Annotated in this window: 23 protein-coding genes; 2 read left to right on the top strand and 21 right to left on the bottom strand. The window is 60.2% G+C overall.

Features of this window, described 5'->3' with window-relative positions; all coding sequences use genetic code 11:
* Window positions 1–25 precede the first annotated feature (25 nt).
* The 20 genes from nuoL to QK296_RS12065 form a co-directional block, all read right to left on the bottom strand.
* The gene (nuoL, locus tag QK296_RS11970) at window positions 26–1,879 is read right to left on the bottom strand and encodes an NADH-quinone oxidoreductase subunit L (protein WP_034133818.1); all 1,854 of its coding nucleotides are present in this window, start codon (window positions 1,877–1,879) and stop codon (window positions 26–28) included.
* Entirely contained in the window at window positions 1,876–2,184 is a 309-nt protein-coding gene (nuoK, locus tag QK296_RS11975; protein ID WP_003174727.1) for an NADH-quinone oxidoreductase subunit NuoK, read from the bottom strand. The genes nuoL and nuoK overlap by 4 nt, the downstream gene beginning before the upstream one ends.
* Window positions 2,185–2,186: 2 nt before the next feature.
* On the bottom strand, window positions 2,187–2,690 hold the full coding sequence (gene nuoJ / locus QK296_RS11980) for an NADH-quinone oxidoreductase subunit J (protein WP_003174726.1): 504 nt from the start codon (window positions 2,688–2,690) through the stop codon (window positions 2,187–2,189).
* Between the two features lie 9 nt (window positions 2,691–2,699).
* Window positions 2,700–3,248, bottom strand: coding sequence for an NADH-quinone oxidoreductase subunit NuoI (nuoI, locus tag QK296_RS11985; RefSeq protein WP_003174725.1), 549 nt, complete (start codon window positions 3,246–3,248; stop codon window positions 2,700–2,702).
* A gap of 11 nt (window positions 3,249–3,259) precedes the next feature.
* Complete coding sequence (gene nuoH, locus QK296_RS11990) at window positions 3,260–4,267, bottom strand: NADH-quinone oxidoreductase subunit NuoH (RefSeq protein WP_003192116.1); 1,008 nt, start codon at window positions 4,265–4,267, stop codon at window positions 3,260–3,262.
* Window positions 4,264–6,978 carry an NADH-quinone oxidoreductase subunit NuoG gene (gene nuoG / locus QK296_RS11995; protein WP_003192114.1) on the bottom strand — a complete coding sequence of 905 codons (2,715 nt, stop codon included), beginning with the start codon at window positions 6,976–6,978 and terminating at the stop codon, window positions 4,264–4,266. Before nuoG ends, nuoH begins: the two co-directional genes overlap by 4 nt.
* 135 nt (window positions 6,979–7,113) lie before the next feature.
* Entirely contained in the window at window positions 7,114–8,469 is a 1,356-nt protein-coding gene (gene nuoF, locus QK296_RS12000) for an NADH-quinone oxidoreductase subunit NuoF (protein WP_034133820.1), read from the bottom strand.
* Window positions 8,466–8,963, bottom strand: coding sequence for an NADH-quinone oxidoreductase subunit NuoE (gene nuoE, locus QK296_RS12005; RefSeq protein WP_003174721.1), 498 nt, complete (start codon window positions 8,961–8,963; stop codon window positions 8,466–8,468). Before nuoE ends, nuoF begins: the two co-directional genes overlap by 4 nt.
* 2 nt (window positions 8,964–8,965) lie before the next feature.
* Complete coding sequence (gene nuoC / locus QK296_RS12010; RefSeq protein WP_282390959.1) at window positions 8,966–10,750, bottom strand: NADH-quinone oxidoreductase subunit C/D; 1,785 nt, start codon at window positions 10,748–10,750, stop codon at window positions 8,966–8,968.
* A 71-nt stretch (window positions 10,751–10,821) separates the two neighbouring features.
* A complete protein-coding gene (locus QK296_RS12015; protein WP_003174719.1) occupies window positions 10,822–11,496 on the bottom strand; it encodes an NADH-quinone oxidoreductase subunit B in 675 nt (224 codons plus the stop codon).
* A 10-nt stretch (window positions 11,497–11,506) separates the two neighbouring features.
* The gene (locus QK296_RS12020) at window positions 11,507–11,920 is read right to left on the bottom strand and encodes an NADH-quinone oxidoreductase subunit A (protein ID WP_003192109.1); all 414 of its coding nucleotides are present in this window, start codon (window positions 11,918–11,920) and stop codon (window positions 11,507–11,509) included.
* 644 nt (window positions 11,921–12,564) lie between these two features.
* The gene (aceA, locus tag QK296_RS12025; protein WP_003174717.1) at window positions 12,565–13,890 is read right to left on the bottom strand and encodes an isocitrate lyase; all 1,326 of its coding nucleotides are present in this window, start codon (window positions 13,888–13,890) and stop codon (window positions 12,565–12,567) included.
* A 495-nt stretch (window positions 13,891–14,385) separates the two neighbouring features.
* Entirely contained in the window at window positions 14,386–15,123 is a 738-nt protein-coding gene (locus tag QK296_RS12030) for a secretin N-terminal domain-containing protein (RefSeq protein ID WP_003192107.1), read from the bottom strand.
* A gap of 210 nt (window positions 15,124–15,333) precedes the next feature.
* Window positions 15,334–15,756: a GNAT family N-acetyltransferase gene (locus QK296_RS12035; protein WP_057710354.1), complete on the bottom strand. Its 423-nt coding sequence runs from the start codon at window positions 15,754–15,756 to the stop codon at window positions 15,334–15,336.
* Window positions 15,749–16,915, bottom strand: a complete 1,167-nt coding sequence (locus QK296_RS12040; protein WP_057710355.1) for a cupin domain-containing protein — start codon at window positions 16,913–16,915, stop codon at window positions 15,749–15,751. Before QK296_RS12040 ends, QK296_RS12035 begins: the two co-directional genes overlap by 8 nt.
* A gap of 84 nt (window positions 16,916–16,999) precedes the next feature.
* The gene (gene purB, locus QK296_RS12045; protein ID WP_003192102.1) at window positions 17,000–18,370 is read right to left on the bottom strand and encodes an adenylosuccinate lyase; all 1,371 of its coding nucleotides are present in this window, start codon (window positions 18,368–18,370) and stop codon (window positions 17,000–17,002) included.
* Window positions 18,371–18,495: 125 nt separating this feature from the next.
* The gene (gene hflD / locus QK296_RS12050) at window positions 18,496–19,119 is read right to left on the bottom strand and encodes a high frequency lysogenization protein HflD (protein WP_003192101.1); all 624 of its coding nucleotides are present in this window, start codon (window positions 19,117–19,119) and stop codon (window positions 18,496–18,498) included.
* A complete protein-coding gene (gene mnmA, locus QK296_RS12055) occupies window positions 19,116–20,240 on the bottom strand; it encodes a tRNA 2-thiouridine(34) synthase MnmA (RefSeq protein ID WP_034133822.1) in 1,125 nt (374 codons plus the stop codon). Before mnmA ends, hflD begins: the two co-directional genes overlap by 4 nt.
* Before the next feature lie 59 nt (window positions 20,241–20,299).
* Window positions 20,300–20,746 (bottom strand): NUDIX hydrolase, encoded by a 447-nt coding sequence (locus QK296_RS12060; protein ID WP_003192098.1) that lies wholly within the window; start codon window positions 20,744–20,746, stop codon window positions 20,300–20,302.
* A gap of 290 nt (window positions 20,747–21,036) precedes the next feature.
* Window positions 21,037–23,262, bottom strand: a complete 2,226-nt coding sequence (locus QK296_RS12065) for an NADP-dependent isocitrate dehydrogenase (RefSeq protein WP_003192096.1) — start codon at window positions 23,260–23,262, stop codon at window positions 21,037–21,039.
* A gap of 483 nt (window positions 23,263–23,745) precedes the next feature.
* Between QK296_RS12065 and icd the strand changes: the two genes are divergently transcribed.
* Window positions 23,746–25,002, top strand: a complete 1,257-nt coding sequence (icd, locus tag QK296_RS12070; protein ID WP_034134539.1) for an NADP-dependent isocitrate dehydrogenase — start codon at window positions 23,746–23,748, stop codon at window positions 25,000–25,002.
* A gap of 75 nt (window positions 25,003–25,077) precedes the next feature.
* On the opposite strand, the gene cspD is transcribed toward icd, so the two are convergent.
* Window positions 25,078–25,338, bottom strand: coding sequence for a cold shock domain-containing protein CspD (gene cspD / locus QK296_RS12075; RefSeq protein WP_003192094.1), 261 nt, complete (start codon window positions 25,336–25,338; stop codon window positions 25,078–25,080).
* A 225-nt stretch (window positions 25,339–25,563) separates the two neighbouring features.
* Here cspD and clpS point away from each other — a divergent pair, with 225 nt between their 5' ends.
* Window positions 25,564–25,929, top strand: coding sequence for an ATP-dependent Clp protease adapter ClpS (gene clpS / locus QK296_RS12080; protein ID WP_003192092.1), 366 nt, complete (start codon window positions 25,564–25,566; stop codon window positions 25,927–25,929).
* The last annotated feature ends 14 nt before the right edge of the window (window positions 25,930–25,943 follow it).

Below are 25,943 nucleotides of genomic sequence, written 5' to 3' on the forward strand. Positions count from 1 at the left end.
TTCGCAAAGTACGCAATGTTCATAGTCATACCGCTACCACCACGATGGCGCCGATCACCAGCACGGCACCGACGGCCATGGAAGCTGCATACCAACGCAATTGGCCGGTCTCGCTGCGGCTCAGGGCGGTGTGACCGGCCTTGGCGGCACGCGGGATCAAACCGATGGTCTGGTCGAGCGGGTCTTTGCGCAGCACGTGGCTGATCGCAAGGTAAGGTTTGACGAACAGTTTGTCGTAGATCCAATCGAAGCCCCAGGCAGCGAACCACCAGGCCGACAGGAAGCGACCAATGCCACTGTTGGCCACGGCGGTCACGAAGCGACGCTTGCCGAGGAACAGCAGGGCCGCCAGCAGGATACCGGCGATGGCGATGGCGCCCGAGGCGATTTCCAGGCTGTGCTGGGCTTCGCCGCCGGCATGGCCGACGCTCTGTGGCAACACACCGTGCAGCGGTGGAGTGATCATCGCGCCGACGAAGGTCGACAGGATGATCAGCACCGACAGTGGCAGCCAGTGGGAGATGCCGTGGCCTGCGTGCGCTTCGGTCTTGGCTTCACCGTGGAAGGTGATGAAGATCAGGCGGAAGGTGTACAGCGAGGTCATGAACGCACCCACCAGGCCTGCGTACAGCAGGTTCTGGTTACCGCTGGCGAAAGCTTCCCAGAGGATTTCGTCCTTGGAGTAGAAACCGGCGGTCACCAACGGCAAGGCGGCCAGGGCGGCACCACCGACGATGAAGCTGGCGTAGGCCAGTGGCAGTTTCTTCCACAGGCCGCCCATCTTGAAGATGTTCTGCTCGTGGTGGCACGCCACGATCACCGCACCGGAGGCGAGGAACAGCAGGGCCTTGAAGAATGCGTGGGTCATCAGGTGGAAGATCGCCGCGTCCCAGGCGCCCACGCCAAGGGCCAGGAACATGTAGCCGATCTGGCTCATGGTCGAGTAGGCGAGGATACGCTTGATGTCGGTCTGCACCAGCGCGGCGAAGCCGGCCAGCACCAGGGTCACGCCGCCCACGATGCCCACCAGGTGCAGGATGTCCGGCGCCAGGGTGAACAGGCCGTGGGTACGGGCGATCAGGTAGACACCGGCGGTTACCATGGTGGCGGCGTGGATCAATGCCGATACCGGGGTAGGGCCGGCCATCGCATCCGCCAGCCAGGTTTGCAGCGGCAGTTGCGCAGATTTACCCACGGCGCCGCCCAGCAGCATCAGGGTCGCCAGGGTGATCCAGAAGTCGCCGACCTGGAATTTCTGCGGAGCCAGTACCAGCAGTTCCTGGATGTTCAGCGTGCCCACCTGTTGGAACAGGATGAACAGGCCGATGGCCATGAACACGTCGCCGATGCGGGTGACGATAAATGCCTTGAGTGCCGCGTTACCGTTGTTGCGGTTGCTGTAGTAGAAACCGATCAACAGGTACGAGCACAGGCCCACGCCTTCCCAGCCGAAGTACAGGAACAACAGGTTATCGCCCAGCACCAGAAACAGCATGCTGGCGATAAACAGGTTGGTGTACGAGAAGAAGCGCGAGTAGCCCGCTTCACCGCGCATGTACCAGGACGCGAACAAGTGGATCAGGAAGCCCACACCCACCACCACGCCGAGCATGGTGATCGACAGGCCGTCGACGTAGAGGGCGAAGTTGGGCTTGAAGCCTTCAACCGCCATCCACTGCCACAGCACCAGGGTGTAGTGACCGCCTTCAGGCGGTGCCACATTGAATTGCCAGATGACGTAGGCGGCCACGATGGCCGACAGGCCGATGGAGCCCACGCCGATCAGGGCCGAGAGGTTTTCCGACCAGCGCCCGCGAGAGAACGACAGCAGCAGGAAACCGATCAGGGGGAATACGAAAGTCAGAAAGATCATGTTCATCCGCGCATCTCACTGGCAGCGTCGATATCAAGCGTGTGGAAGCGACGATACAGTTGCAGCAGGATCGCCAGGCCAATACTGGCTTCGGCGGCTGCCAGGCTGATCACCAGGATGAACATCACTTGCCCATCCGGCTGGCCCCAACGTGCGCCTGCCACGATGAATGCCAGTGCCGCGGCGTTCATCATGATTTCCAGGCTCATCAACACGAACAGAATGTTACGGCGAACCATCAGGCCGACCAGGCCAAGGCAGAACAGGATGCCGGCGACCGCCAGACCATGCTCCAAAGGGATAGCAGGCATCGTCATTGCTCCTTGGCTTCGTTGCGGCCCAAGTGGAAGGCGGTGATGGCTGCGGCGAGCAGCAGCATCGAAGCCAGTTCAACCACCAGCAGGTACGGGCCGAACAGGCTGATGCCCACGGCTTTCGCGTCTACGGTGGTGTGGCCGATGGCCTGGCCGCTCTGGTGAGCGAACAGTACATACAGCAGTTCACCCAGCAGCAACGCTGCGAGGACAACCGGGCCGAGCCAGATGCCGGGCTTGAGCCAGACGCGCTCCTGGGCGACCGAAGCCGGCCCCAGGTTGAGCATCATCACCACAAACACGAACAGCACCATGATGGCGCCGGCGTAGGCGATCACTTCCAGCACACCGGCGAACGGTGCGCCGAGGCTGAAAAACGTCATGGCCACGGCGATCAGCGAAATGATCAGGTAGAGCAGGGCGTGCACAGGGTTAGTGTTGGTGATCACGCGAAGCGTAGACACCACTGCAATACCCGATGCGAAATAGAAAGCGAATTCCATCTTTCTTCCTTAAGGCAGCAAGCTCTTCACGTTGATCGGTTCGGCTTCGTTTTGTGCGGCGCCTTTTGGCTTACCGGCAACGGCCATACCTGCAACACGATAGAAGTTGTAATCAGGGTTTTTACCGGGACCAGAGATCAAAAGATCTTCTTTCTCGTACACCAGGTCCTGACGTTTGAACTCGGCCATCTCGAAATCCGGTGTGAGCTGGATCGCGGTGGTCGGGCAAGCTTCCTCGCAGAGGCCGCAGAAAATGCAGCGCGAGAAGTTGATACGGAAGAAGTCCGGGTACCAGCGACCGTCTTCGGTTTCAGCTTTCTGCAGGGAGATGCAACCCACCGGGCACGCCACGGCGCACAGGTTGCAGGCTACGCAACGCTCTTCGCCGTCGGGGTCGCGGGTCAGTACGATGCGGCCGCGATAGCGCGGCGGCAGGTACACCGCTTCTTCGGGGTATTGCAGGGTGTCGCGTTTGCGAAAGCCGTGACCGAACACCATCACCAGGCTTCGCAACTGGGTACCGGTACCCTTAACGATGTCGCCAATATATTTGAACATGGGTCAAATCCTCACTGAACCGCGGCAGCGGGCGTGTTCAACAACACGACGGCAGCCGTCACCAGCAAATTGATCAGGGTCAGCGGCAGGCAGAATCTCCAGCTGAAATCCATCACCTGGTCATAGCGCGGGCGCGGAATCGAGGCGCGCAGCAGGATGAACAGCATGATGAAGAACGCGGTCTTCAAGAAGAACCAGAAGAAGGCCAACTGCGGCAGGATGCCAAACGGACCGTGCCAGCCGCCGAAGAACAGCGTGACCAGTAGGGCCGAGATCAAGATGATGCCGATGTACTCACCAACGAAGAACATGCCCCATTTCATACCGGCATATTCAATGTGGTAACCGTCGGCCAGTTCCTGTTCCGCTTCCGGCTGGTCGAACGGGTGACGGTGAGTCACGGCCACGCCAGCGATGAAGAAAGTACAGAAGCCGAAGAACTGCGGAATGATGAACCACAGGTTCTGCGCCTGGTACTCGACGATATCGCGCATGTTGAACGAGCCAACCTGCACCACGATGCCCATCAGGGCCAGGCCCATGAACACTTCGTAGGACACGGTCTGGGCCGAGGCCCGCAAGCTGCCCAGCAGGGCGAACTTGTTGTTACTGGCCCAACCGGCGAACAGCACGGCATAGACCGACAAACCGGCCATGGCGAAGAAGAACAGCAAGCCGATGTTCAGGTCCGCCACGCCCCAGGTCGGGGTGATCGGGATGATCGCGAAGGCGATCAGCAATGCGCTCATGGCTACCACCGGTGCCAGGGTGAAGATCACCTTGTCGGCGAACGGCGGGGTCCAGTCTTCCTTGAAGAACATTTTCAGCATGTCGGCCGCGATCTGGAACATGCCGAATGGGCCAACGCGGTTCGGACCGTAACGGTCCTGCCACCAGCCCAGCAGGCGACGTTCGACGAAGCTGAGCAACGCGCCCGCGACGACCACGGCCAACAGGATCACGATGGCCTTGACCACCGAGATGATCACGTCAATTACTTCCGGCGTGAACCAAGTCATTGCGCTGCCTCCTGCAGACCGTCAACGGTTTTGCCGAAAATGGCAGGCGGAATACCGGCGATGCCTTTAGGCAGTGCAACCAGGCCGGCACCCAGCTCGTCATTGATACGCAGCGGCAGACGCAGGGTCTGGCCGGCCACGTTCAGGCTGAGCAGCGCACCGTCGTTGACGCCCAGGCGGTCGGCTTCGGACTTGGCGACAGACACATAGGCGGCAGGAATACGCTCTTGCACCGGCGCGGCCTTGGAAGAAGTTTCTTCGCTGCCGAACAGGTGGAAGAACGGCACGACCTGCCAGGTGCCCGGCGCCGGGTTGAACGGACGCGGTACCGCAGCGAACCAGTTCAGCGAGTCACCGCTGCTTTCGATCAGGCGGGTGCCCGGGTCGCCAGCGCGGATATGACCACCGACTTCGTCCTGGAACTTGTTCCAGGCTTGCGGCGAGTTCCAGCCCGGCGACCAGGCAAACGGCACCTGCTGACGCGGCTCGGCCGAACCCGAATAACCTTCCATGGAGAAGGCAAACGCGGTGTCGTTGTCTTGCGGGGTACGCGGCTCGTGCACGCTGATGTCAGCACGCATGGCGGTACGACCGGAGTAACGCAACGGCTCACGCGCCAGTTTCAGGCCCTTGATGCGGAACGCGGCAGACGGCGCGGCATCGACGATACGAGCCAGTTGCGGCGCGCTGGCAGCGGTGGCAGCGGTGACGTGGTCGAGCTGGGTCCAGTCGATCGGCTGGTTCAGCAGGGTGGCGCGCAGGGCATGCAGCCAGCGCCAGCCTTCGTGCACCAGGATGCTGGCGTCCATGTACTTCGGATCGAACACCTGGAAGAAGCGCTGGGCGCGGCCTTCCTGGCTGACCAGGGTACCGTCGCCTTCAGCGAAGGTGGCGGCTGGCAGCACCAGGTCGGCGCGGTCGCTGGTGGCGGTCTTCTGATGGTCGGCGACGATCAGCACCTTGGCGGCGTTGAGCGCAGCGTCAACCTTGGCCGCAGCGGTGCGGGTGTACAGGTCGTTTTCCAGTACCACGATGGCGTCGGCGTTGCCGTCGATCACGGCTTGCAGCGCCGCGTCCACGGACTCGCCACCGAGCATGGCCAGGCCCAGACTGTTGGCTTCCGGCACTACCAGGCTGATGGAACCGTTTTTGTCGCGCAGCTTCAGGGCCTTGGCGATGTTGGCAGCGGCTTCGATCAGCGCCTTGGAACCCAACGAGGTACCGGCAATGATCAACGGACGCTTGGCCGCCAGCAGGGCGTCGGCAATGCGCTGGGCCAGTTCGACGGCTTCAGCGTCCAGGCCTTCAACCGCAGGCGCGCTGGCGTCGAGGGCATGGGCCACGGCGAAACCGAGGCGGGCCAGGTCGTCCGGCGCAGCGTGCACGCATTCTTCGGCGATGTCGTCGAGCTTGGTTTCAGCCAGAGAAGCGATAAACAGCGGGTTCAGCGCGTGCTGGCCGATGTTTTTCACGGCCGCGTCGAGCCACGGCTGTACGCGCATGGCGTCGGCCATTTCTTCGGCCTTGCCTTTGACCGATTGACGCAGGGACAGCGCGATACGCGCGGCGGTCTGGGTCAGGTCTTCACCGAGCACGAAGATCGCATCGTGGTCTTCGATGTCGCGCATGTTCGGAACCGGCAGCGGGCTGTCGTTCAGCACTTGCAGGACCAGGCGGATGCGCTCCAGCTCGCCGGCTTCGATACCGCAGTAGAAGTGCTCGGCACCTACCAACTCGCGCAAGGCGAAGTTGCTTTCGAGGCTGGCACGTGGTGAACCGATACCGACGATGTTACGGCCGCGCAACAGGTCGGCGGCCTTATCCAGTGCGGCGTCCAGGCTCAGCTTGGCGCCATCGGCCAACAGTGGCTGGCGTGGGCGGTCTTCGCGGTTGACGTAGCCATAGCCGAAACGGCCACGGTCGCACAGGAAGTACTGGTTGACCGAACCGTTGAAGCGGTTTTCGATGCGACGCAGTTCGCCGTAGCGCTCGCCCGGGGAGATGTTGCAACCGCTGGAGCAGCCATGGCAGATGCTCGGTGCAAACTGCATGTCCCACTTACGGTTGTAGCGCTCGGAGTGGGTCTTGTCGGTGAACACACCGGTCGGGCAGACCTCGGTGAGGTTGCCGGAGAACTCGCTCTCCAGCACGCCGTCTTCAACGCGACCGAAGTACACGTTGTCGTGGGCGCCGAATACACCCAGGTCGGTGCCGCCGGCGTAGTCCTTATAAAAGCGCACGCAGCGGTAGCAGGCGATGCAGCGGTTCATTTCGTGGGAAATGAACGGGCCGAGGTCCTGGTTCTGGTGGGTACGCTTGGTGAAGCGATAACGGCGCTCGTTGTGGCCGGTCATCACCGTCATGTCTTGCAGGTGGCAGTGACCGCCTTCCTCACAGACCGGGCAGTCGTGGGGGTGGTTGGTCATCAGCCATTCGACAACGCTGGCGCGGAATGCCTTGGATTCTTCATCGTCGATGGAGATCCAGGTGTTGTCGGTGGCTGGGGTCATGCAGGACATGACGATACGACCACGGGTGTCGTTCTCGTCGGTGTATTGCTTGACCGCACACTGGCGACAGGCACCGACGCTACCAAGCGCGGGGTGCCAGCAGAAATACGGGATGTCGAGGCCGAGTGACAGACACGCCTGTAACAGGTTGTCCGCCCCATCGACTTCGAGCGCTTTGCCGTCTACGTGGATAGTGGCCATGGTTCAAAGTTCTTCGTTGGCCCGTTGTCAGCGGGCGTGGCTAATGGAATCTTGTTATTCATGTGCATCTACACAGCCTTGAAGGCGTCAGCACATGAGCAGGCGAAGGGCACGGACCCTTCGCCTGTTTAAGCGTTACGCGCCGACTACGATCGGCTTCGCCAGAGGCGGGACGGCGGCGCTGGTGGGCGCGATGCCGGCTTCGAACTCCGAGCGGAAGTATTTGATTGCGCTGCCCAATGGCTCCACGGCGCCCGGTGCGTGAGCACAGAAGGTCTTGCCTGGGCCGAGGAAGCCGACCAGGCCCAGCAGGGTTTCGATGTCACCCTCGCGGCCTTCGCCATTTTCCAGGGCCATCAGCAGCTTGACGCTCCACGGCAGACCGTCGCGGCATGGGGTGCAGAAACCGCACGATTCACGGGCAAAGAACTGCTCCATGTTGCGCAGCAGCGAGACCATGTTCACCGTGTTGTCGACCGCCATCGCCAGGCCAGTACCCATCCGGGTACCCACCTTGCCGATGCCGCCGGCATACATCTGTGCGTCGAGGTGCTCAGGGAGCAGGAAGCCGGTACCGGCGCCGCCTGGCTGCCAGGCTTTCAAGGTGTAGCCGTCGCGCATGCCGCCGGCGTAGTCCTCGAACAGCTCGCGCGCGGTCACGCCGAACGGCAGCTCCCACAGGCCAGGGTTCTTGACCTTGCCGGAGAAGCCCATGAGCTTGGTGCCCATGTCTTCGCTGCCTTCACGGGCCAAGGATTTGTACCAGTCCACGCCGTCGGCGATGATCGCTGGCACATTGCACAGGGTCTCGACGTTGTTCACGCAGGTCGGCTTGCCCCACACGCCCACGGCGGCGGGGAAGGGCGGCTTGGAGCGCGGGTTGGCGCGGCGGCCTTCAAGGGAGTTGATCAGTGCGGTTTCTTCACCGCAGATATAACGCCCGGCGCCGGTGTGTACGAACAGTTCGAAGTCAAAGCCGGAACCGAGGATGTTCTTGCCCAGCAAGCCTGCGGCCTTGGCTTCTTGCACGGCACGGTTGAGGTGCTTGGCGGCGGTGGTGTACTCGCCACGCAGGAAGATGTAGCCACGGTAGGTTTTCAGCGCACGGGCACTGATCAGCATGCCTTCGATCAGCAGATGGGGCAGTTGCTCCATCAGCATGCGGTCTTTCCAGGTGTTGGGCTCCATTTCATCTGCGTTGCACAGCAGGTAGCGGATGTTGATGGATTCGTCTTTGGGCATCAGGCCCCACTTCACGCCAGTGGGGAAGCCCGCACCGCCGCGGCCCTTGAGGCCGGCGTCCTTCACGGTCTGGACGATATCGTCCTGGGCCATGTCGGCGAAGGCTTTGCGCGCAGCCGCGTAGCCGTTCTTGGCCTGGTACTCGTCGAGCCATACCGGCTCGCCGTCGTCACGCAGGCGCCAGGTGAGGGGGTGAGTCTCGGCCGAACGCTTGATCAGGTTGGCCGGGCCGAAGGAAGTCAGGGTCATGGGTAGCCCTCGAGCAATTGGGTGACGCCAGCGGGCTGTACGTCACCGAATGTGTCGTCGTCGATCATCAACGCCGGCGCCTTGTCGCAGTTGCCTAGGCAGCACACCGGCAGCAGCGTGAAGCGGCCGTCCGGGGTGGTCTGGCCGAGGCCGATGCCCAGCTTGTTCTGGATCTCGCTGACCACGGACTCATGGCCGCCGATGTAGCAGACCATGCTGTCGCACACGCGAATGATGTGGCGGCCCACCGGCTGACGGAAGATCTGGCTGTAGAACGTGGCCACGCCTTCAACGTCGCTGGCGGGGATGCCGAGGATCTCGCCGATGGCGTAGAGGGCGCCGTCGGGCACCCAGCCACGTTCCTTCTGGACGATCTTCAGGGCTTCGATAGACGCCGCGCGCGGGTCTTCGTAGTGATGCAGCTCGTGCTCGATGGCCGAGCGCTCGGTTTCACTCAAGGTGAAACGGTCTGTCTGGATAAGCGTGCTGTTCATGCTTAGCGGTCCACGTCGGCCATAACGAAATCGATACTACCCAGGTACGCAATCAAGTCCGCGACCATCTCGCCTTTGATCACCGAAGGGATCTGCTGCAAGTGGGCAAAGCTTGGGGTACGAATCCGGGTGCGGTAGCTCATGGTGCCGCCATCGCTCGTCAGGTAATAACTGTTGATACCCTTGGTCGCTTCGATCATCTGGAAGGATTCGTTGGCCGGCATCACCGGGCCCCACGAAACCTGCAGGAAGTGCGTGATCAGGGTTTCGATGTGCTGCAGCGTGCGCTCTTTGGGCGGCGGCGTGGTCAGCGGGTGATCCGCCTTGTACGGGCCGGCCGGCATGTTGCGCATGCACTGCTCGATGATCTTCAGGCTCTGGCGCATTTCTTCGAGGCGCACGATGCAACGGTCGTAGGCATCGCCATTGGCCGCCAGCGGTACTTCGAACTCGAAGTTCTCGTAGCCGGAGTATGGGCGCGCTTTACGCAGGTCGAAGTCGCAACCAGTGGAACGCAGGCCGGCACCGGTGACGCCCCATTCCAGGGCCTCTTTGGTGTTGTACTGCGCGACGCCGATGGTGCGGCCTTTGAGGATGCTGTTGTCCAGGGCGGCTTTCTGGTATTCGTCCAGACGCTTGGGCATCCAGTCGATGAATTCCTTGACCAGGCGCTCCCAGCCGTTCGGCAGGTCGTGGGCCACCCCGCCAATGCGGTACCAGGCCGGGTGCAGACGGAAGCCAGTGATGGCTTCGATGACCTTGTACGCGCGCTGACGGTCGGTGAAGGTGAAGAACACCGGGGTCATGGCGCCGACGTCCTGGATATAGGTACCCAGGAACAGCAGGTGGCTGGTGATCCGGAAGAACTCGGCCATCATGATGCGGATGGTGTCGACGCGGTCCGGCACCTTGATACCGGCCAGCTTCTCGACCGAGAGCACGTACGGCAGGTTGTTCATCACGCCGCCGAGGTAGTCGATACGGTCGGTGTACGGGATGAAGCTGTGCCAGGACTGACGCTCGGCCATCTTCTCGGCGCCACGGTGGTGGTAGCCGATGTCCGGGACGCAGTCGACGATCTCTTCGCCGTCCAGTTGCAGGATAATACGGAAGGCACCGTGAGCCGAAGGGTGGTTCGGGCCCAGGTTGAGGAACATGTAGTCCTCGTTAGTGCCGGAACGCTTCATGCCCCAGTCTTCGGGGCGGAAGCGCGCGGCTTCTTCTTCCAGTTGCTGCTTGGCCAGGTTGAGGCTGAACGGGTCGAATTCGGTGGCGCGGGCAGGGAAGTCCTTGCGCAGCGGGTGACCTTCCCAAGTCGGTGGCATCATGATGCGCGTCAGGTGCGGGTGGCCGGGGAAGTCGATACCGAACATGTCCCAGACTTCACGCTCGTACCAGCTGGCGTTCGGCCAGATACCGGTCACGGTCGGGATGCTCAGGTCGTTCTCGCTCAGGGCGACCTTGATCATCACGTCGCTGTTACGTTCCAGCGACATCAGGTGGTAGAACACGGTGAAATCGGCGCCGCTCGGCAGGCCCTGGCGCTTGGTGCGCAGACGCTCGTCCACGCCATGCAGGTCATAGAGCATGACGTACGGCTTGGGCAGGTTGCGCAGGAAGGTCAGGACTTCGACGAGCCTGGCACGCGCCACCCACAGCACCGGCATACCGGTGCGTGTGGCCTGGGCGGTGAAGGCGTCAGGGCCAAAACGGTTATTGAGTTCGACAACCACATCCTGGTCGTCTGCCTTATAAGGCGGGATGTACAGAGCACTGCCTGTAGTCATGGTTTTTTATCGCTTTCGGTCAACGTAAAGAATGAAGCCAGGTTTTCGTTCTATAAAAGAAGCGGGCTGGATCAGACTTCGTCGGGGCTGCGCAGGTTGGTGACTGCGATTCGCTGTTCGCGGCGCTGTTCCTTTTGAGACGGCATCTCGGCGCGATAAACGCCTTGATCACCGACCACCCAGGACAGTGGGCGACGCTCCTTGCCAATCGATTCCTGCAACAGCATCAAGCCTTGCAGGAACGCTTCGGGACGGGGCGGGCAGCCAGGCACGTAGACGTCCACGGGCAGGAACTTGTCCACCCCTTGAACGACCGAGTAGATGTCGTACATGCCACCGGAGTTGGCGCACGAACCCATGGAGATAACCCATTTTGGTTCGAGCATTTGCTCATAGAGACGCTGGATGATCGGCGCCATCTTGATGAAGCAGGTACCGGCGATAACCATGAAATCCGCCTGGCGCGGCGAGGCCCGGATCACTTCGGCGCCAAAGCGCGCGATGTCGTGGGGCGCCGTGAAGGCGGTGGTCATTTCCACGTAGCAGCACGAAAGGCCGAAGTTGTACGGCCACAGGGAGTTTTTACGCCCCCAGTTGACCGCGCCACTCAGCACGTCTTCCAGCTTGCCCATGTAGATGTTTTTGTGGACTTGGTCTTCTAACGGGTCGGAAACGGTTTCCCGTTCGCCGATGGGGTACTGCTCGTTAGGAGCATCCGGGTCGATCCTGGTGAGATTGTATTGCATTGCCAAAGCCTCATTGTTTCAGCTTCGCTTGCCGCTTGCGACGAGCTTCCGGAGCCCAGTCAAGGGCGCCCACTCGGAACAGGTAGACAAGACCTGCCAACAGAATTGCTATGAAAACGAGAGCTTCGACGAATCCGGTCCAGCCGCTTTCGCGGACGGACACAGACCATGCAAAGAGAAAGAGGGCTTCGATATCGAAGATCACGAACAACATCGCGACCAGATAGAATTTGGCTGAGAGCCGCAAGCGGGCGCCACCTGTAGGCAGCATGCCGGATTCGAACGGTTCGTTTTTGCTGCGGCCCCAGGCTTTTGACCCGAGGAGGCTGGACACGCCGAGCATGAAGGCGCAAAGGCCTACAACACCGAGGAGGAAAATGGCAAAGCCCCAGTTGTGGGCCATGAGTCCTGTCGCGTCGGTCATGCTGGAAATCCTTAACAGAGAGCAAAGGTCTCTGAGCTCGAAAAAGTAACGATGCAGTGACGATATGTCGCACTGCAATCAATCGCGGTGATTTTATGGCTAAACACCGGGCAAGTAAAATTCCCAGGGCGAAATTATTCGGTGGAATAAGCACATAGTGCACCTTCTTGGGGCTGTAGCCCTTGTGGTGTGGGCATTAGCGGGCTTTTCATCAAATATGTTTTGTTTAAGATGTAACGAAGTTTTCAAGCGCCAAATGATAATGAATATTGTTTGCGCAGAGGTTTAAGCGAGTGTTTCTCATGTGGCGCGGGAAGTTAGCGTTACTTGCTTGAGTGCTGCTTAGTTGCTGCAACGGCTCTTTTACCCGATTGGGCCTGTGCGGATACCGCTCTGGATCAATGTTTTTAGCAAAAAACTATGGATAGGGCGCGGTCAATGTGGGAGCTGGCTTGCCTGCGATATCAGCGAATCAGCTGAAACACCTGCCTCTGACCCACCGCCATCGCAGGCAAGCCAGCTCCCACCATTGATTTTCGGTGATTCCTAGGCAAAAAAAACGCCCCGAACCAGTCGGGGCGTGATTGTTGCGCGGCACTGCGGTTAGGTCTTCCGTGGGGCCGCAGTGGCCGTGTACGCGGTACTTAGTGGAACTGCTCTTCTTCGGTCGAGCCGGTCAGCGCGGTCACGGACGAGGTGCCGCCCTGGATTACGGTGGTCATGTCGTCGAAGTAGCCGGTGCCCACTTCCTGCTGGTGCGCCACGAAGGTGTAGCCTTTGGCGGCGTCAGCGAATTCCTGCTCCTGCAGCTTCACGTAGGCCGTCATGTCGTTGCGGGCGTAGTCGTGCGCCAGGTTGAACATGCTGTGCCACATGTTGTGGATACCGGCCAGGGTGATGAACTGGTGCTTGTAGCCCATGGCCGACAGCTCACGCTGGAACTTGGCGATGGTCGCGTCGTCCAGGTTCTTCTTCCAGTTGAAGGAAGGCGAGCAGTTGTAGGACAGCAGTTGGTCCGGGTATTCCTTCTTGATCGCTTCGGCAAAGCGGCGTGCTTCGTCCAGGTCCGGCTTGGCGGTTTCGCACCAGATCAGGTCGGCGTACGGCGCGTAGGCCAGGCCACGGGCGATAGCCTGGTCGAGGCCGGCGCGCACTTTGTAGAAGCCTTCCTGGGTGCGTTCGCCGGTGACGAACGGCTGGTCGTACGGGTCGCAGTCCGAGGTCAGCAGGTCTGCTGCGTTGGCGTCGGTACGGGCCAGGATGATGGTCGGCGTACCGGCCACGTCAGCGGCCAGGCGAGCGGCGGTCAGCTTCTGTACGGCTTCCTGGGTCGGTACCAGTACCTTGCCGCCCATGTGGCCGCATTTTTTCACCGAGGCCAACTGGTCTTCGAAGTGCACGCCGGCAGCGCCTGCCTCGATCATGCTTTTCATCAGTTCGTAGGCGTTGAGTACGCCGCCGAAACCGGCTTCGGCGTCGGCCACGATTGGCGCGAAGTAGTCGATGTAGCCTTCATCGCCTGGGTTCTTGCCGGCTTTCCACTGGATCTGGTCGGCACGACGGAACGAGTTGTTGATGCGCTTGACCACGGTTGGCACCGAGTCCACCGGGTACAGCGATTGGTCGGGGTACATGGATTCAGCGGAGTTGTTGTCCGCTGCCACTTGCCAGCCGGACAGGTAGATCGCCTGGATACCGGCTTTTACCTGCTGGACTGCCTGGCCGCCAGTGAGGGCGCCCATGCAGTTGACGAAATCTTTGTCGGGACGGAAGGACGGCTTGGCGCCTTGGGTGACCAGGTTCCACAGCTTCTCGGCGCCGAGTTTTGCAAAGGTGTGCTCAGGTTGAACCGAGCCACGCAGGCGGACGACGTCAGCAGCGGAATAAGCGCGGGTTACGCCTTTCCAGCGTGGGTTTTCAGCCCAGTCTTTTTCAAGGGCTGCAATTTGCTGTTCGCGTGTCAGTGCCATGGGGAAAAACCTCGTCGCGTCTTGTTTGAAGTATCCGTTTGCCAGCCCGGCATTCGTTGCCTGGGTAGGGTTGCTCGCTGACCAGAAGCTTTGGTGTTCAAGTCAAATCTGACGGAGGTAGGCGACGGGATGAACGATGGGGCTCAAAGGGGGGAGTTGAGCAGGTAAGGGCAAACTGCGAACGGTCTTCGGGCGTCGTGGGCCTTGGTACGATCCATCAGTGTGTAGCCGGGTTACCTGGTTAGCTTCCGTCCCTCGGGACAACTTCGTTCCAGTCGCAACCAACGTCAAACACACCTTGTGGGCGGTACAGACACGAATCGGCTCAGGTGGGTAGCTTAGAGCAGCGATCCGAAGGCCCTTGCCAGGGCCCCTGATTAGCGGGAGCGAGGCCATCATGCCCATGCTTTTTTGGCTCGTCAAATGTTTTGTAGTGCTTTTTTTAAAGCACTACATCTTTAGTCTAATGCGACTTGCCAGTCAGTTTTCGGTGCTTCAGTTCAGGGTGTCGACCTTGACCCGTAAAGTCAGGTCATCGCGGCCCTGAGTAGAGTAGCTGCGGGTTGTAGAGGATTTGTCCGCCTGGGTTTCGCGATTGATGCCGGCCAGGGGGATCCATTCGCCCAGGCGGCCGCTGACAGTTGTGTCGGTGCTTTGCACGTTCACTACATCGGGACGTTCCTGGCTCATGCGGTCACGGTTGGTACTGATGGCCAGGTGTACGGTTTCGCCAGTGACGCTGGCGGTCACGTAAAAGCCCTGGGTGACGTTGCGATACTGGGTCTGGTTTTGCAGACGGCCATAGCTGTCCTGTTGCGTGGTGGTCAGCGGTACGCTCTGGCCGACCTGGATCAGCGCAGGCACGCCTTCGCTGGCCTGGATCTGCTGCACGCCACCGTCGCGGCTGGCAGTGCCGTAGCTGATGATGCGGGTCTGGCTGTCACCGCTGTTCTGCTGGTTGTTCTCGTTGGTATCGACGGTGATCAGCAGGCGTTTGGCCGGTGTATCCAATTGGCCGAGCAGTGCGCGCAAGCCCTCGATCTTGGCGGGCTCAGCGTTAACGATAAGTTGGTTGCCGTAGGCGCTGACGGTGCCGTCCTTGCCGATGAAGTTCTGCGCCACGGGCAGCAGGTCGGCGCTGGTGCGGTTGTTCAGGTTGACGACTTCAGTGGCGGCCATGGCGCAAGCGCTGACGGTCATCAGGAGGGCGGTGAGCAGGGTGCGTAGGGACATGTCCGTTATCTCTGCGAGTCATTTGCTTGATAGTGCCAGTTTGTCGGCCTGGCAGGGTGCAAGTTGAATCGTAGACGGCAAAATGCCCTGGCAGGCAGGGCATTCAGGGTGTTGCTGAAATAGCTATCGCAGGCAAGCCAGCTCCCACACTTGGAATGCAGTCAAATGTGGGAGCTGGCTTGCCTGCGATAAAGGCGGCGCGGTCTCGAATTAGCCCTCGCGCACCATATCCACATGCGGAATCCCGACCTCAAGAAACTCATCGCTGACAATCTTGAAACCCAGCCGCTCATAGAACGGCGCCGCATACACCTGCGCACTCAGGAACTGCCGGGTCTGGCCGCGTTTCACAGCCTCGCCAATCACGGCTTCCATCAGCTTGTCGCCGACTTTCAGCCCGCGCCAGTCCTTGAGTACCGACACGCGCCCGATCTCGCCGCTGGGCAGCAGTCGAGCAGTGCCAATCGGGAAGTCGCCTTCGTATGCAAGAAAATGCATGGCGCCGGCATCGTCCGCGTCCCACTCCAGTTCAGGCGGGACCGATTGTTCAGCGATAAATACCGCTTCACGAATGCGCCGAATCTCGTCGATATCCTTTCGCCAGTCCGCGACACTTACGTGAATTCTATTCATCCGCGAACCCCAGGCTGCCTTGCTTGACCAGTTCGCACAGCAGGTCGCGACCGTCTTCGTCGGCCAGCCACTCGCCCAGGTTTTCGCTGTGCAGTGCATCCGCCGAGCACACCAGCTTCAACAGTTCACGCAGTCTGCCCGGCAGGTAACGGCTCTGGCCGCTGGCGAACAGCAGGACGTCGTCGTCCACTTCGGACCAGGCCAGGCGCGCGCTCGGGTTGCGCACCAGGATCGCGCCGTCTTGCAGGCTGTTGATGAAGTCTTCTTCGCCCAACTCTTCGCCGGCTACCAGCTCCGGGTAGCGTGGTTCGGTCATGAACTGGCCGAACCAGGTCAGCAGCATGCGCTCATCGCTCATGTGCTCGGCGAGCAGGCCCTTGAGGCGGTCCAGTGCGTCGCCCTGAATCTGGTGCGGGTCGCTGACCGGCTGGGCGTCGGCGTCGGTGTAGCGTTCTTCGTCGGTCAGGTACTGGCTGAGGAAGTCGGTGAAGTGGGTCAGCACTTCAGCGGCGCTCGGTGCACGGAAACCGACGGAATAGGTCATGCAGTCGTCTTCGGCAATACCGAAATGGGCCAGGCGCGGCGGCAGGTAGAGCATGTCGCCCGGTTCCAGTACCCATTCGGCGCTTTCTTCGAATTCGGCGAGGATGCGCAGGTCGGCGTGTTGCAGCAACGGGCTTTCGGAATTGCACATCTGGCCGATCTTCCAGTTGCGCTTGCCCTGGGCTTGCAGCAGGAACACATCGTAGTTATCGAAATGCGGACCGACGCTGCCACCCGGCGCGGCGAAGCTGATCATCACATCATCGATACGCCAGCTCGGCAGGAAGCGGAAGTGCTCCAACAGCTCAGCCACTTCCGGCACGAACTGGTCGACCGCCTGCACCAGCAGGGTCCACTCACGCTCGGGCAGGGTGCTGAAAGCGTCTTCGGCGAACGGGCCGCGGCGCAGTTCCCACGGGCGCTCGCCGTGTTCGATCACCAGGCGCGACTCGACTTCCTCTTCCAGGGCCAGGCCTGCCAGTTCGTCGGCATCGATCGGGCTTTCGAAGTCAGGGAGGGCCTGGCGGATCAGCAGCGGTTTTTTCTGCCAGTAGTCGCGCAGGAATTCCCGTGCCGTGATGCCGCCCAGAAGTTGAAGAGGGATATCAGGATTCATGTGTAACCTATTGAAAAAAAGCACTTTTAAGACAGGAATAAAAACGCCCGGCGCGGCCGGGCGTCTCAAAGGAGCTTGCTTGGATCAGATGCGCTTGGCTTGCTCTACAGCGTTGCCGATGTAGTTGGCCGGGGTGAGCAGTTTCAGCTCGGCCTTGGCCGCGGCTGGCATGTCCAGGCCGTCGATGAAAGTTTGCAGCGCTTCGGGGCTGATGCCCTTGCCGCGCGTCAATTCTTTCAGCTTCTCGTAGGGGTTTTCGATGTTGTAGCGGCGCATCACGGTCTGGATCGGCTCGGCCAGTACTTCCCAACACGCGTCCAGGTCAGCGGCAATCTTCTGCTCGTTGAGCTCCAGCTTGCTGATGCCTTTGAGGCTGGCTTCGTATGCGATCACGCTGTGGGCAAAGCCGACACCGAGGTTGCGCAGTACAGTGGAGTCGGTCAGGTCGCGCTGCCAGCGGGAGATCGGCAACTTGCTGGCCAGGTGCTGGAACAGGGCGTTGGCAATACCCAGGTTGCCTTCGGAGTTTTCGAAGTCGATCGGGTTGACCTTGTGCGGCATGGTCGACGAACCGATTTCGCCGGCAATGGTGCGCTGCTTGAAGTAGCCCAGGGAGATGTAGCCCCAGATATCGCGATCGAAATCGATCAGGATGGTGTTGAAGCGTGCAATCGCGTCGAACAGCTCGGCGATGTAGTCGTGCGGTTCGATCTGCGTGGTGTAGGGGTTGAAACCCAGGCCCAGCTCGTCTTCGATGAAGGCGCGGGCGTTGGCTTCCCAGTCGATCTCAGGGTAGGCCGACAGGTGGGCGTTGTAGTTGCCTACGGCACCGTTGATCTTGCCCAGCAATGGCACGGCGGCGACTTGGGCGATCTGGCGCTCCAGGCGGTACACAACGTTGGCCAGTTCTTTGCCCAGGGTAGTTGGCGAGGCCGGCTGGCCGTGGGTGCGCGACAGCATCGGCACGGCAGCGAAACGGATCGCCAGCTCGCGGATGGCTTCGGCAGTCTGGCGCATCAGCGGCAACATCACGTCATCACGGCCTTCGCGCAGCATCAGGGCGTGGGACAGGTTGTTGATGTCCTCGCTGGTGCAGGCAAAGTGGATGAACTCGCTGACCTTGGCCAGTTCCGGCAGTTGGGCCGCTTGCTCTTTGAGCAGGTATTCGATGGCTTTGACGTCGTGGTTGGTGGTGCGCTCGATCTCTTTCACACGCTCGGCGTGCTCCAGGGAGAAGTTTTCCGCCAGGGCGTTCAATACAGCGTTGGCCTCGGCGGAAAACGCCGGCACTTCGCTGATGGCGCGGTGACTGGCCAGGCGCTGGAGCCAGCGCACTTCAACCAGGACACGGGCACGGATCAGGCCGTACTCGCTGAAAATAGGGCGCAGGGCCTGGGTTTTGCCGGCGTAGCGGCCGTCAACAGGGGAAACCGCAGTGAGCGAAGAGAGCTGCATGGGGTGTTCTCGGACAGTCGGGCAACGAAATGGGGCGCGTATCATACATGAAAAAATCCGCCGGTCCGTCGCCAACTGACCGGCGTATTACGCGTAATGGCTTGAAAACAGCCTGTTGGTGCGACTTATTCGTTGCGCATCAACGGGTAAAGCTCTTTGAGCAATTTGCGCCGGCTGATCACCAACTGCCAGCGATGACCGCCCAGCTGGCGCCACAAGCGTGCCGAACGAATACCGGCCAGCAGCAATGCGCGGATTTTCGACGCGTTGTTGGGTTGTTGCAGGTTGCGCATATCGCCGTGCACCTGGATGCGCTGGCGCAGGGTGCTCAAGGTGTCTTGGTACAGCGCACCACAGGCTGCGATCACGTTTTCGTGGGCCGGGCCGAAGTGTTCTACCTGGGACTGGATCTGCGGCAGGCGCTTGCCGATGGTGTCCAGCAGGTCGTCGCGCTTGGCCAGTTGGCGCTCAAGGCCAAGCATCGACAGGGCATAGCGCAACGGTTCGCGCTGCAAGGTGCTGGGGTCGCGCTCCAGGGCGCCGATCAGGGCGCGATAGCCTTCACGCAGCGCCAGGTCGTCGCCGCCGTAAACCTCAAGGGTGTCCTTGGGATCGCGGATCAGCAGGCTACCGAGCATGCAGGTCAGGCCGGCTTCAGTGACTTGGCCGGTCTTGGCGATCTTGTCCACCAGTACCGCAGCGAGAAACACACCGCCAAGGGCTGTCAACTGCTCCTGGGTCGGGCTCATGCCGGGTTGCTCCAGGCTTGCGCAACTTCAATCACGCCGCCGCCCAGGCAGATTTCGCCGTCATAGAACACCACGGACTGGCCAGGGGTGACCGCGCGTTGCGGGTCATCGAAGGTGGCGCGGTAACCGGTGGCGGTCTTTTCCAGGGTGCAGGGCTGGTCGCTCTGGCGATAACGCACTTTGGCGGTCAGGCGGCGCGGGGTGCTCAAGTCGATAGGGTTGACCCAATAGATCTCGGAAGCGAGCAGGGCGCCGGAGAACAGCAGCGGATGCTCATTGCCTTGGCCGACCACCAGCACGTTGTTTTCCAGGTCTTTGACCAGCACGTACCACGGCTCTTCACCTGCGTCCTTCAGGCCGCCAATGCCCAGGCCCTGACGCTGGCCGATGGTGTGGTACATCAGGCCGTGGTGACGGCCGATCACTTCACCGTCGGTAGTCTTGATCTCGCCCGGTTGCGCGGGCAGGTATTGCTTGAGGAAGTCGCTGAAACGCCGCTCGCCGATAAAGCAGATACCGGTGGAATCTTTCTTCTTGGCGGTGGCCAGGCCGTGCTTCTCGGCGATCTTGCGCACTTCGGGCTTTTCCAGCTCGCCGACCGGGAACAGCGTTTTGGCGATCTGTTCACCGCCGACGGCATGCAGGAAGTAGCTCTGGTCCTTGTTCGGGTCCAGGCCCTTGAGCAATTCGGTGCGGCCATCGATATCGCGACGGCGCACGTAGTGGCCGGTAGCTATCAGGTCGGCGCCGAGCATCATGGCGTAGTCGAGGAAGGCCTTAAACTTGATTTCGCGGTTGCACAGGATATCCGGGTTCGGCGTGCGGCCGGCCTTGTATTCGGCCAGGAAGTGCTCGAACACATTGTCCCAGTACTCGGCGGCGAAGTTGGCGGTGTGCAGCTTGATGCCGATCTTGTCGCACACGGCCTGGGCGTCGGCCAGGTCGTCCATGGCGGTGCAGTATTCCGTTCCATCGTCTTCTTCCCAGTTCTTCATGAACAGGCCTTCCACCTCATAACCCTGCTCCATGAGCAGAACGGCGGAAACGGAAGAGTCCACGCCGCCGGACATGCCGACGATGACGCGCTTCTTTTGTGTGTCAGAAGGGGCTGGATCACGCATAGGGTTTCAACGGGTGTCTTGAAAAAGGACGCGATTCTAGCAGGCCTGGGCCCGCAAGGCTAAAGAGAAGGGCGGATCAATTCGAGACTGTGGCGCTGGCCGGCCAGGTAATCATCGATGCAGCGGATAATCAGCTCGCTGCGCCAGTCGTCGCGCACCGCCATCAGCTCGTCACGGGTCAACCAGCGGGCGCGCAGGATGCCTTCGTCGAGTTGGTACTCCGGGTGGTGTCTCAGGGCCTTGGCGACAAAGCAGACCCGTTGATAGGTCACGCCATTGCTGGGTGCGGTGTACAGGTAGATGCCGACGATGCCGGTGGCTTCCACGTCCCAGCCGGTTTCTTCCAGCGTCTCGCGCACGGCGGCTTCGGTCAGGGTTTCGTTCGGGTCCAGGTGGCCGGCGGGCTGATTGAGCACGGCGCGGCCGCCCTTGAGTTCTTCGACCATCAGGAACTTGCCGTTGTCTTCGACGATGGTGGCGACGGTGATGTGGGGGAGCCAGGTCATTGCGAACCTCGGTATCTGGAAGGTGACTCGGTCAATGTGGGAGCTGGCTTGCCTTAATGCCAGTCAATTAAGGCTTTTTTGTAGGAGCGAGCTTGCTCGCGAAAAACGTCAACGATAACGCGTGCTTGCTGAATGAACGCGGCGCCTTTGAGTTTTTCGCGAGCAAGCTCGCTCCTACAGACTGCAATCGCAGGCAAGCCAGCTCCCACATTGGATTGGGTTTCTTCAATGAAGTCCCTACAAGCAGAAACCCCGGCACTTGGCCGGGGCTTCTTTGCATCCTTACAACCTTACTTCAACTTGGCAATCGCCGCATTGAGGGTGTTGCTTGGGCGCATGGCTTTGCTGGTCAGCTCTGGGTTCGGCGCGTAGTAGCCGCCGATGTCCACTGGCTTGCCCTGTACGGCGTTGAGTTCGGCAACGATGGTTGCTTCGTTCTCGGCCAGGGTTTTGGCCAATTCGCCAAACTGCGCTTGCAGTGCAGTGTCTTCGGTCTGGGCGGCCAGGGCTTGTGCCCAGTACAGCGCCAGGTAGAAGTGGCTGCCGCGGTTGTCGATGTTGCCGACTTTGCGCGATGGCGACTTGTTGTTGTCCAGGAACTGGCCGGTAGCCTGGTCCAGGGTCTTGGACAGTACCAGGGCTTTCGGGTTGTTGTATGTCACACCCAAGTGCTCAAGGGATGCGGCCAAGGCCAGGAACTCGCCCAAAGAATCCCAGCGCAGGAAGTTTTCTTCCAGCAGTTGCTGCACGTGCTTTGGAGCCGAGCCGCCAGCGCCGGTTTCGAACAGGCCGCCACCGTTCATCAGCGGCACGATCGACAGCATCTTGGCGCTGGTGCCCAGTTCCATGATCGGGAACAGGTCGGTCAGGTAGTCGCGCAGTACGTTACCGGTCACCGAGATGGTGTCCAGGCCCTTGCGGGTGCGCTCCAGGGTGAACTTCATCGCATCGACCGGGGCCATGATGCGGATGTCCAGGCCTTCGGTGTTGTGGTCTTTGAGGTAAGCCTGAACTTTCTCGACGACTACACCATCGTGGGCGCGCTTAGGGTCCAGCCAGAAGATGGCCGGGGTGTTGCTGGCGCGAGCACGGTTGACGGCGAGCTTGACCCAGTCTTGGATCGGCGCGTCTTTGGTCTGGCACATGCGGAAGATGTCGCCAGCTTCGACGTTCTGTTCCATCAGCAGGTTGCCCTGGCTGTCGGTGACGCGGACAACGCCGTCAGCCTTGATCTGGAAGGTCTTGTCGTGGGAGCCGTACTCTTCGGCTTTCTTGGCCATCAGGCCAACGTTTGGCACGCTGCCCATGGTGGTTGGGTCGAAGGCGCCATTGGCCTTGCAGTCTTCGATGACCGCCTGGTAGATGGTGGCGTAGCAGCGATCCGGGATCACGGCCTTGGTGTCGTGCAACTGGCCGTCGGTGCCCCACATCTTGCCGGAGTCGCGGATCATTGCTGGCATCGAGGCGTCGACGATCACGTCGCTCGGCACGTGCAGGTTGGTGATGCCTTTGTCGGAGTTGACCATCGCCAGGGCAGGGCGCGCGGCGTAGACCGCCTGGATGTCGGCTTCGATCTGCGCTTGCTGGTCGGCCGGCAGGGCCTTGATGCGGGCGTACAGGTCGCCGATGCCGTTGTTCAGGTTGAAGCCGATCTGCTCCAGCACGGTGGCGTGCTTGGCCAGGGCGTCTTTATAGAACTCGGCAACGATCTGGCCGAACATGATCGGGTCGGAGACCTTCATCATGGTGGCTTTCAAGTGGACCGACAGCAGCACGCCTTGCTTCTTGGCGTCTTCGATTTCAGCGGCGATGAAGCTGCGCAGGGCTTTTTTGCTCAGCACGGCGGTGTCGATGATTTCGCCGGCCTGTACGTTGGTCTTTTCCTTCAGGACGGTGGTGGTGCCGTCCTTTGCGACCAGCGCAATTTTGACAGCGTCAGCGGCTTCGATCTGCACGGCTTTTTCGCTGCCGTAGAAGTCGCCGTTGTTCATGTGGGCAATGTGCGACTTGGAGTCGGCGGCCCAGGCGCCCATCTTGTGCGGGTGCTTGCGTGCGTAGTTCTTGACCGACAGCGGTGCGCGACGGTCGGAGTTGCCTTCGCGCAGGACCGGGTTCACGGCGCTGCCCTTGACCTTGTCGTAACGTGCACGGGTTTCTTTTTCTGCGTCGGTGGTTACGGTTTCAGGGTAGTCCGGCAGGGCGTAGCCCTGGGCCTGCAGTTCCTTGATCGCGGCTTGCAGCTGCGGGGTCGAGGCGCTGATGTTGGGAAGCTTGATGATGTTGGCTTCAGGCGTAACGGCCAGGTCGCCCAGTTCGGCGAGGTGGTCCGGGATGGCCTTGGTGCCCAGTTGCTCGGGGAAGCTTGCGAGGATGCGCCCGGCGAGGGAAATGTCGCGGGTTTCCACGGCAATATCAGCGGAAGCGGTGAAGGCCTCTACGATAGGCAGCAGTGAATAGGTGGCGAGGGCTGGGGCTTCGTCGGTGAAGGTGTAGATGATCTTCGAGCGGGTGGGCATATTCGGATTAACTCTCTTCTTTGCTGAAAGCGTGCGCAGAAACTCGAGATGCGCCGGGTAGAGCGCGTTCGTTCAAAGTCATCCATGAGCGAAATGTCGAGGTTTCTTCGCGGTGATGTTGGTTTGCATCAGTCGAGCGTCAAGCGGGTGGGCTATGGTAATAGTCCGGCTTTCTGGCGAAAGGCTACGTTCTAGAGCGGTCCGCCGTCGTGACTCTTTGGTCAGCGGCGGCATTATACATAGGTCGCTATGCTTACGCTGAGCCTTCATGAAAAAGGAGGCTCGTCCATTGGTCTAAAGGTCGCAGGCGCACGGGGTGGTGGGATGTGCTCAAGATTGGCGCTTTTCCCTTTGCTTTCAGGCTTGTAGGCCACCAAATATGCTGTTTTCGATGCAAATGAGCATGGCGTGAGGTTTCAGTCGCCATTTATCTGGAGTAGGCTCGAACGCAGCCAGATGTTCAATCCATAGATGGAGTTCAGCATGGGATACAAGAAGATTCAGGTTCCGGCAGTCGGCGACAAAATCACCGTCAATGCAGACCATTCTCTCAATGTTCCTGACCAACCGATCATCCCCTACATCGAAGGTGACGGTATTGGCGTCGACATCAGCCCGGTGATGATCAAGGTGGTCGACGCCGCTGTTGAAAAGGCTTACGGCGGCAAGCGCAAAATCTCCTGGATGGAGGTGTACGCTGGCGAAAAGGCCACGCAAGTCTACGACCAGGATACGTGGCTGCCCCAGGAAACCCTGGAGGCGGTCAAGGATTACGTGGTGTCCATCAAGGGTCCCCTGACCACGCCGGTCGGCGGCGGCATCCGCTCGCTGAACGTGGCCCTGCGCCAGCAACTCGACCTGTATGTGTGCCTGCGCCCGGTGCGCTGGTTCGAAGGCGTGCCCAGCCCGGTGAAAAAGCCTGGCGACGTGGACATGACCATCTTCCGTGAGAACTCCGAGGATATTTACGCCGGCATCGAGTGGAAGGCCGGTTCGCCGGAGGCGATCAAGGTGATCAAGTTCCTCAAGGAAGAAATGGGCGTTACCAAGATCCGTTTCGACCAGGATTGCGGGATTGGCGTCAAGCCGGTCTCCAAAGAGGGCACCAAGCGCCTGGCGCGCAAGGCCTTGCAGTATGTGGTGGATAACGACCGCGACTCGCTGACCATCGTGCACAAAGGCAACATCATGAAGTTCACCGAAGGGGCCTTCAAGGAGTGGGCCTACGAGGTGGCGGCTGAAGAGTTCGGCGCGACCCTGCTCGATGGCGGGCCGTGGATGCAGTTCAAGAACCCCAAGACCGGCAAGAATGTGGTGGTCAAGGATGCCATTGCCGACGCCATGCTCCAGCAGATCCTGCTGCGCCCGGCCGAGTATGACGTGATCGCCACGCTTAACCTCAATGGTGACTACCTGTCCGATGCCTTGGCGGCGGAAGTGGGCGGCATCGGTATTGCACCGGGGGCCAACCTGTCGGACACCGTTGCAATGTTTGAAGCCACCCATGGTACTGCGCCTAAATATGCGGGCAAGGATCAGGTCAACCCAGGGTCATTGATCCTGTCGGCAGAAATGATGCTGCGGCATATGGGCTGGGTCGAGGCGGCGGATCTGATCATCAAGGGCACCAACGGCGCGATTTCGGCCAAGACCGTGACCTATGACTTCGAGCGTCTGATGGATGGCGCTACGTTGGTGTCGTCGTCGGGATTTGGTGATGCGTTGATCAAGCATATGTAAACAGGCAGAGAAAACCGGCCGCCCTGATGAATCGGGGCGGCCGGTTTGCTTTGAGTGCTTAATTTCAGTGGCTGGTCAGGCCCGTTGCTTCTCTGATTTTTCTACCTTTGTTTCTTTCACGCCTGCAGTGGCAGGCGCATCAACAATATTTACGGCATGCATGCCTTTTGGCCCTTGAATGATTTCAAAGTTGACACGCTGACCCGCTTTCAACGTTTTGTAGCCTTCCATCTGGATCGCTGAGAAATGCGCAAAAAGGTCCTCAGTCTTGCCGTCTTCAATGACGAAGCCGAAACCTTTGGCATTATTGAACCATTTGACCTTACCACTAGCCATTCCCATATCCCTCTGCACCAGACTCCATCACTGGAGTATCATCCTGTCTATCCGTCCTAACCCGAATAAATAAGGTTGACTGCGCGGACCTTTTTTACCCACTGTGGGTTCTATTGGTTGTAACACCGTTTCGCCGATAGTCAAGGCGACCAGGCGGTCAGAGTTGAAATTCTGACAGGTCGCCCCCACCACTGTAATTGAACCACTGACGAACCTTTCTTTCCCATGCATGCAAACAGCCAGATTCGACTAACATTCAATCAGGATCGCCCGGATCAGGAACATGACGACGGTTCTGCAGGCATTGCTGTTCAAGAGGCGAAGCCTGCTTTACAGGCGCCGCCGATGTACAAGGTGGTTTTGTTTAATGATGACTACACACCGATGGATTTCGTCGTCGAAGTGCTCGAGGTGTTTTTCAACCTGAACCGCGAGTTGGCGACCAAGGTAATGCTGGCCGTTCACACAGAAGGACGGGCAGTATGTGGAGTGTTTACCCGCGACATAGCCGAGACAAAGGCCATGCAGGTCAACCAGTACGCCAGGGAAAGCCAGCATCCGCTACTCTGTGAAATCGAGAAGGACGGTTAACGCCGACCACTTGG

This window comes from Pseudomonas sp. AL10, from assembly GCF_029960685.1.
In the GTDB taxonomy this organism is placed as follows: Bacteria; Pseudomonadota; Gammaproteobacteria; order Pseudomonadales; family Pseudomonadaceae; genus Aquipseudomonas; species Aquipseudomonas lactis.

Bases quoted from the DNA above. Each gene is read 5' to 3' on its own strand.
- aceA (WP_003174717.1), bottom strand. From the start codon at position 13,890: ATGGCACTGACACGCGAACAGCAAATTGCAGCCCTTGAAAAAGACTGG.
- QK296_RS12015 (WP_003174719.1), bottom strand. From the start codon at position 11,496: ATGCAATACAATCTCACCAGGATCGACCCGGATGCTCCTAACGAGCAG.
- QK296_RS12020 (WP_003192109.1), bottom strand. From the start codon at position 11,920: ATGACCGACGCGACAGGACTCATGGCCCACAACTGGGGCTTTGCCATT.
- nuoL (WP_034133818.1), bottom strand. From the start codon at position 1,879: ATGAACATGATCTTTCTGACTTTCGTATTCCCCCTGATCGGTTTCCTG.
- nuoK (WP_003174727.1), bottom strand. From the start codon at position 2,184: ATGCCTGCTATCCCTTTGGAGCATGGTCTGGCGGTCGCCGGCATCCTG.
- nuoC (WP_282390959.1), bottom strand. From the start codon at position 10,750: ATGACTACAGGCAGTGCTCTGTACATCCCGCCTTATAAGGCAGACGAC.
- nuoF (WP_034133820.1), bottom strand. From the start codon at position 8,469: ATGACCCTGACTTCCTTCGGCCCGGCCAACCTGATCAAGCGTTCGGCC.
- purB (WP_003192102.1), bottom strand. From the start codon at position 18,370: ATGCAGCTCTCTTCGCTCACTGCGGTTTCCCCTGTTGACGGCCGCTAC.
- nuoE (WP_003174721.1), bottom strand. From the start codon at position 8,963: ATGAACAGCACGCTTATCCAGACAGACCGTTTCACCTTGAGTGAAACC.
- nuoI (WP_003174725.1), bottom strand. From the start codon at position 3,248: ATGTTCAAATATATTGGCGACATCGTTAAGGGTACCGGTACCCAGTTG.
- mnmA (WP_034133822.1), bottom strand. From the start codon at position 20,240: ATGCGTGATCCAGCCCCTTCTGACACACAAAAGAAGCGCGTCATCGTC.
- clpS (WP_003192092.1), top strand. From the start codon at position 25,564: ATGCATGCAAACAGCCAGATTCGACTAACATTCAATCAGGATCGCCCG.
- cspD (WP_003192094.1), bottom strand. From the start codon at position 25,338: ATGGCTAGTGGTAAGGTCAAATGGTTCAATAATGCCAAAGGTTTCGGC.
- QK296_RS12065 (WP_003192096.1), bottom strand. From the start codon at position 23,262: ATGCCCACCCGCTCGAAGATCATCTACACCTTCACCGACGAAGCCCCA.
- nuoH (WP_003192116.1), bottom strand. From the start codon at position 4,267: ATGACTTGGTTCACGCCGGAAGTAATTGACGTGATCATCTCGGTGGTC.
- nuoG (WP_003192114.1), bottom strand. From the start codon at position 6,978: ATGGCCACTATCCACGTAGACGGCAAAGCGCTCGAAGTCGATGGGGCG.
- QK296_RS12040 (WP_057710355.1), bottom strand. From the start codon at position 16,915: ATGAATCCTGATATCCCTCTTCAACTTCTGGGCGGCATCACGGCACGG.
- icd (WP_034134539.1), top strand. From the start codon at position 23,746: ATGGGATACAAGAAGATTCAGGTTCCGGCAGTCGGCGACAAAATCACC.
- hflD (WP_003192101.1), bottom strand. From the start codon at position 19,119: ATGAGCCCGACCCAGGAGCAGTTGACAGCCCTTGGCGGTGTGTTTCTC.
- QK296_RS12030 (WP_003192107.1), bottom strand. From the start codon at position 15,123: ATGTCCCTACGCACCCTGCTCACCGCCCTCCTGATGACCGTCAGCGCT.
- nuoJ (WP_003174726.1), bottom strand. From the start codon at position 2,690: ATGGAATTCGCTTTCTATTTCGCATCGGGTATTGCAGTGGTGTCTACG.
- QK296_RS12035 (WP_057710354.1), bottom strand. From the start codon at position 15,756: ATGAATAGAATTCACGTAAGTGTCGCGGACTGGCGAAAGGATATCGAC.
- QK296_RS12060 (WP_003192098.1), bottom strand. From the start codon at position 20,746: ATGACCTGGCTCCCCCACATCACCGTCGCCACCATCGTCGAAGACAAC.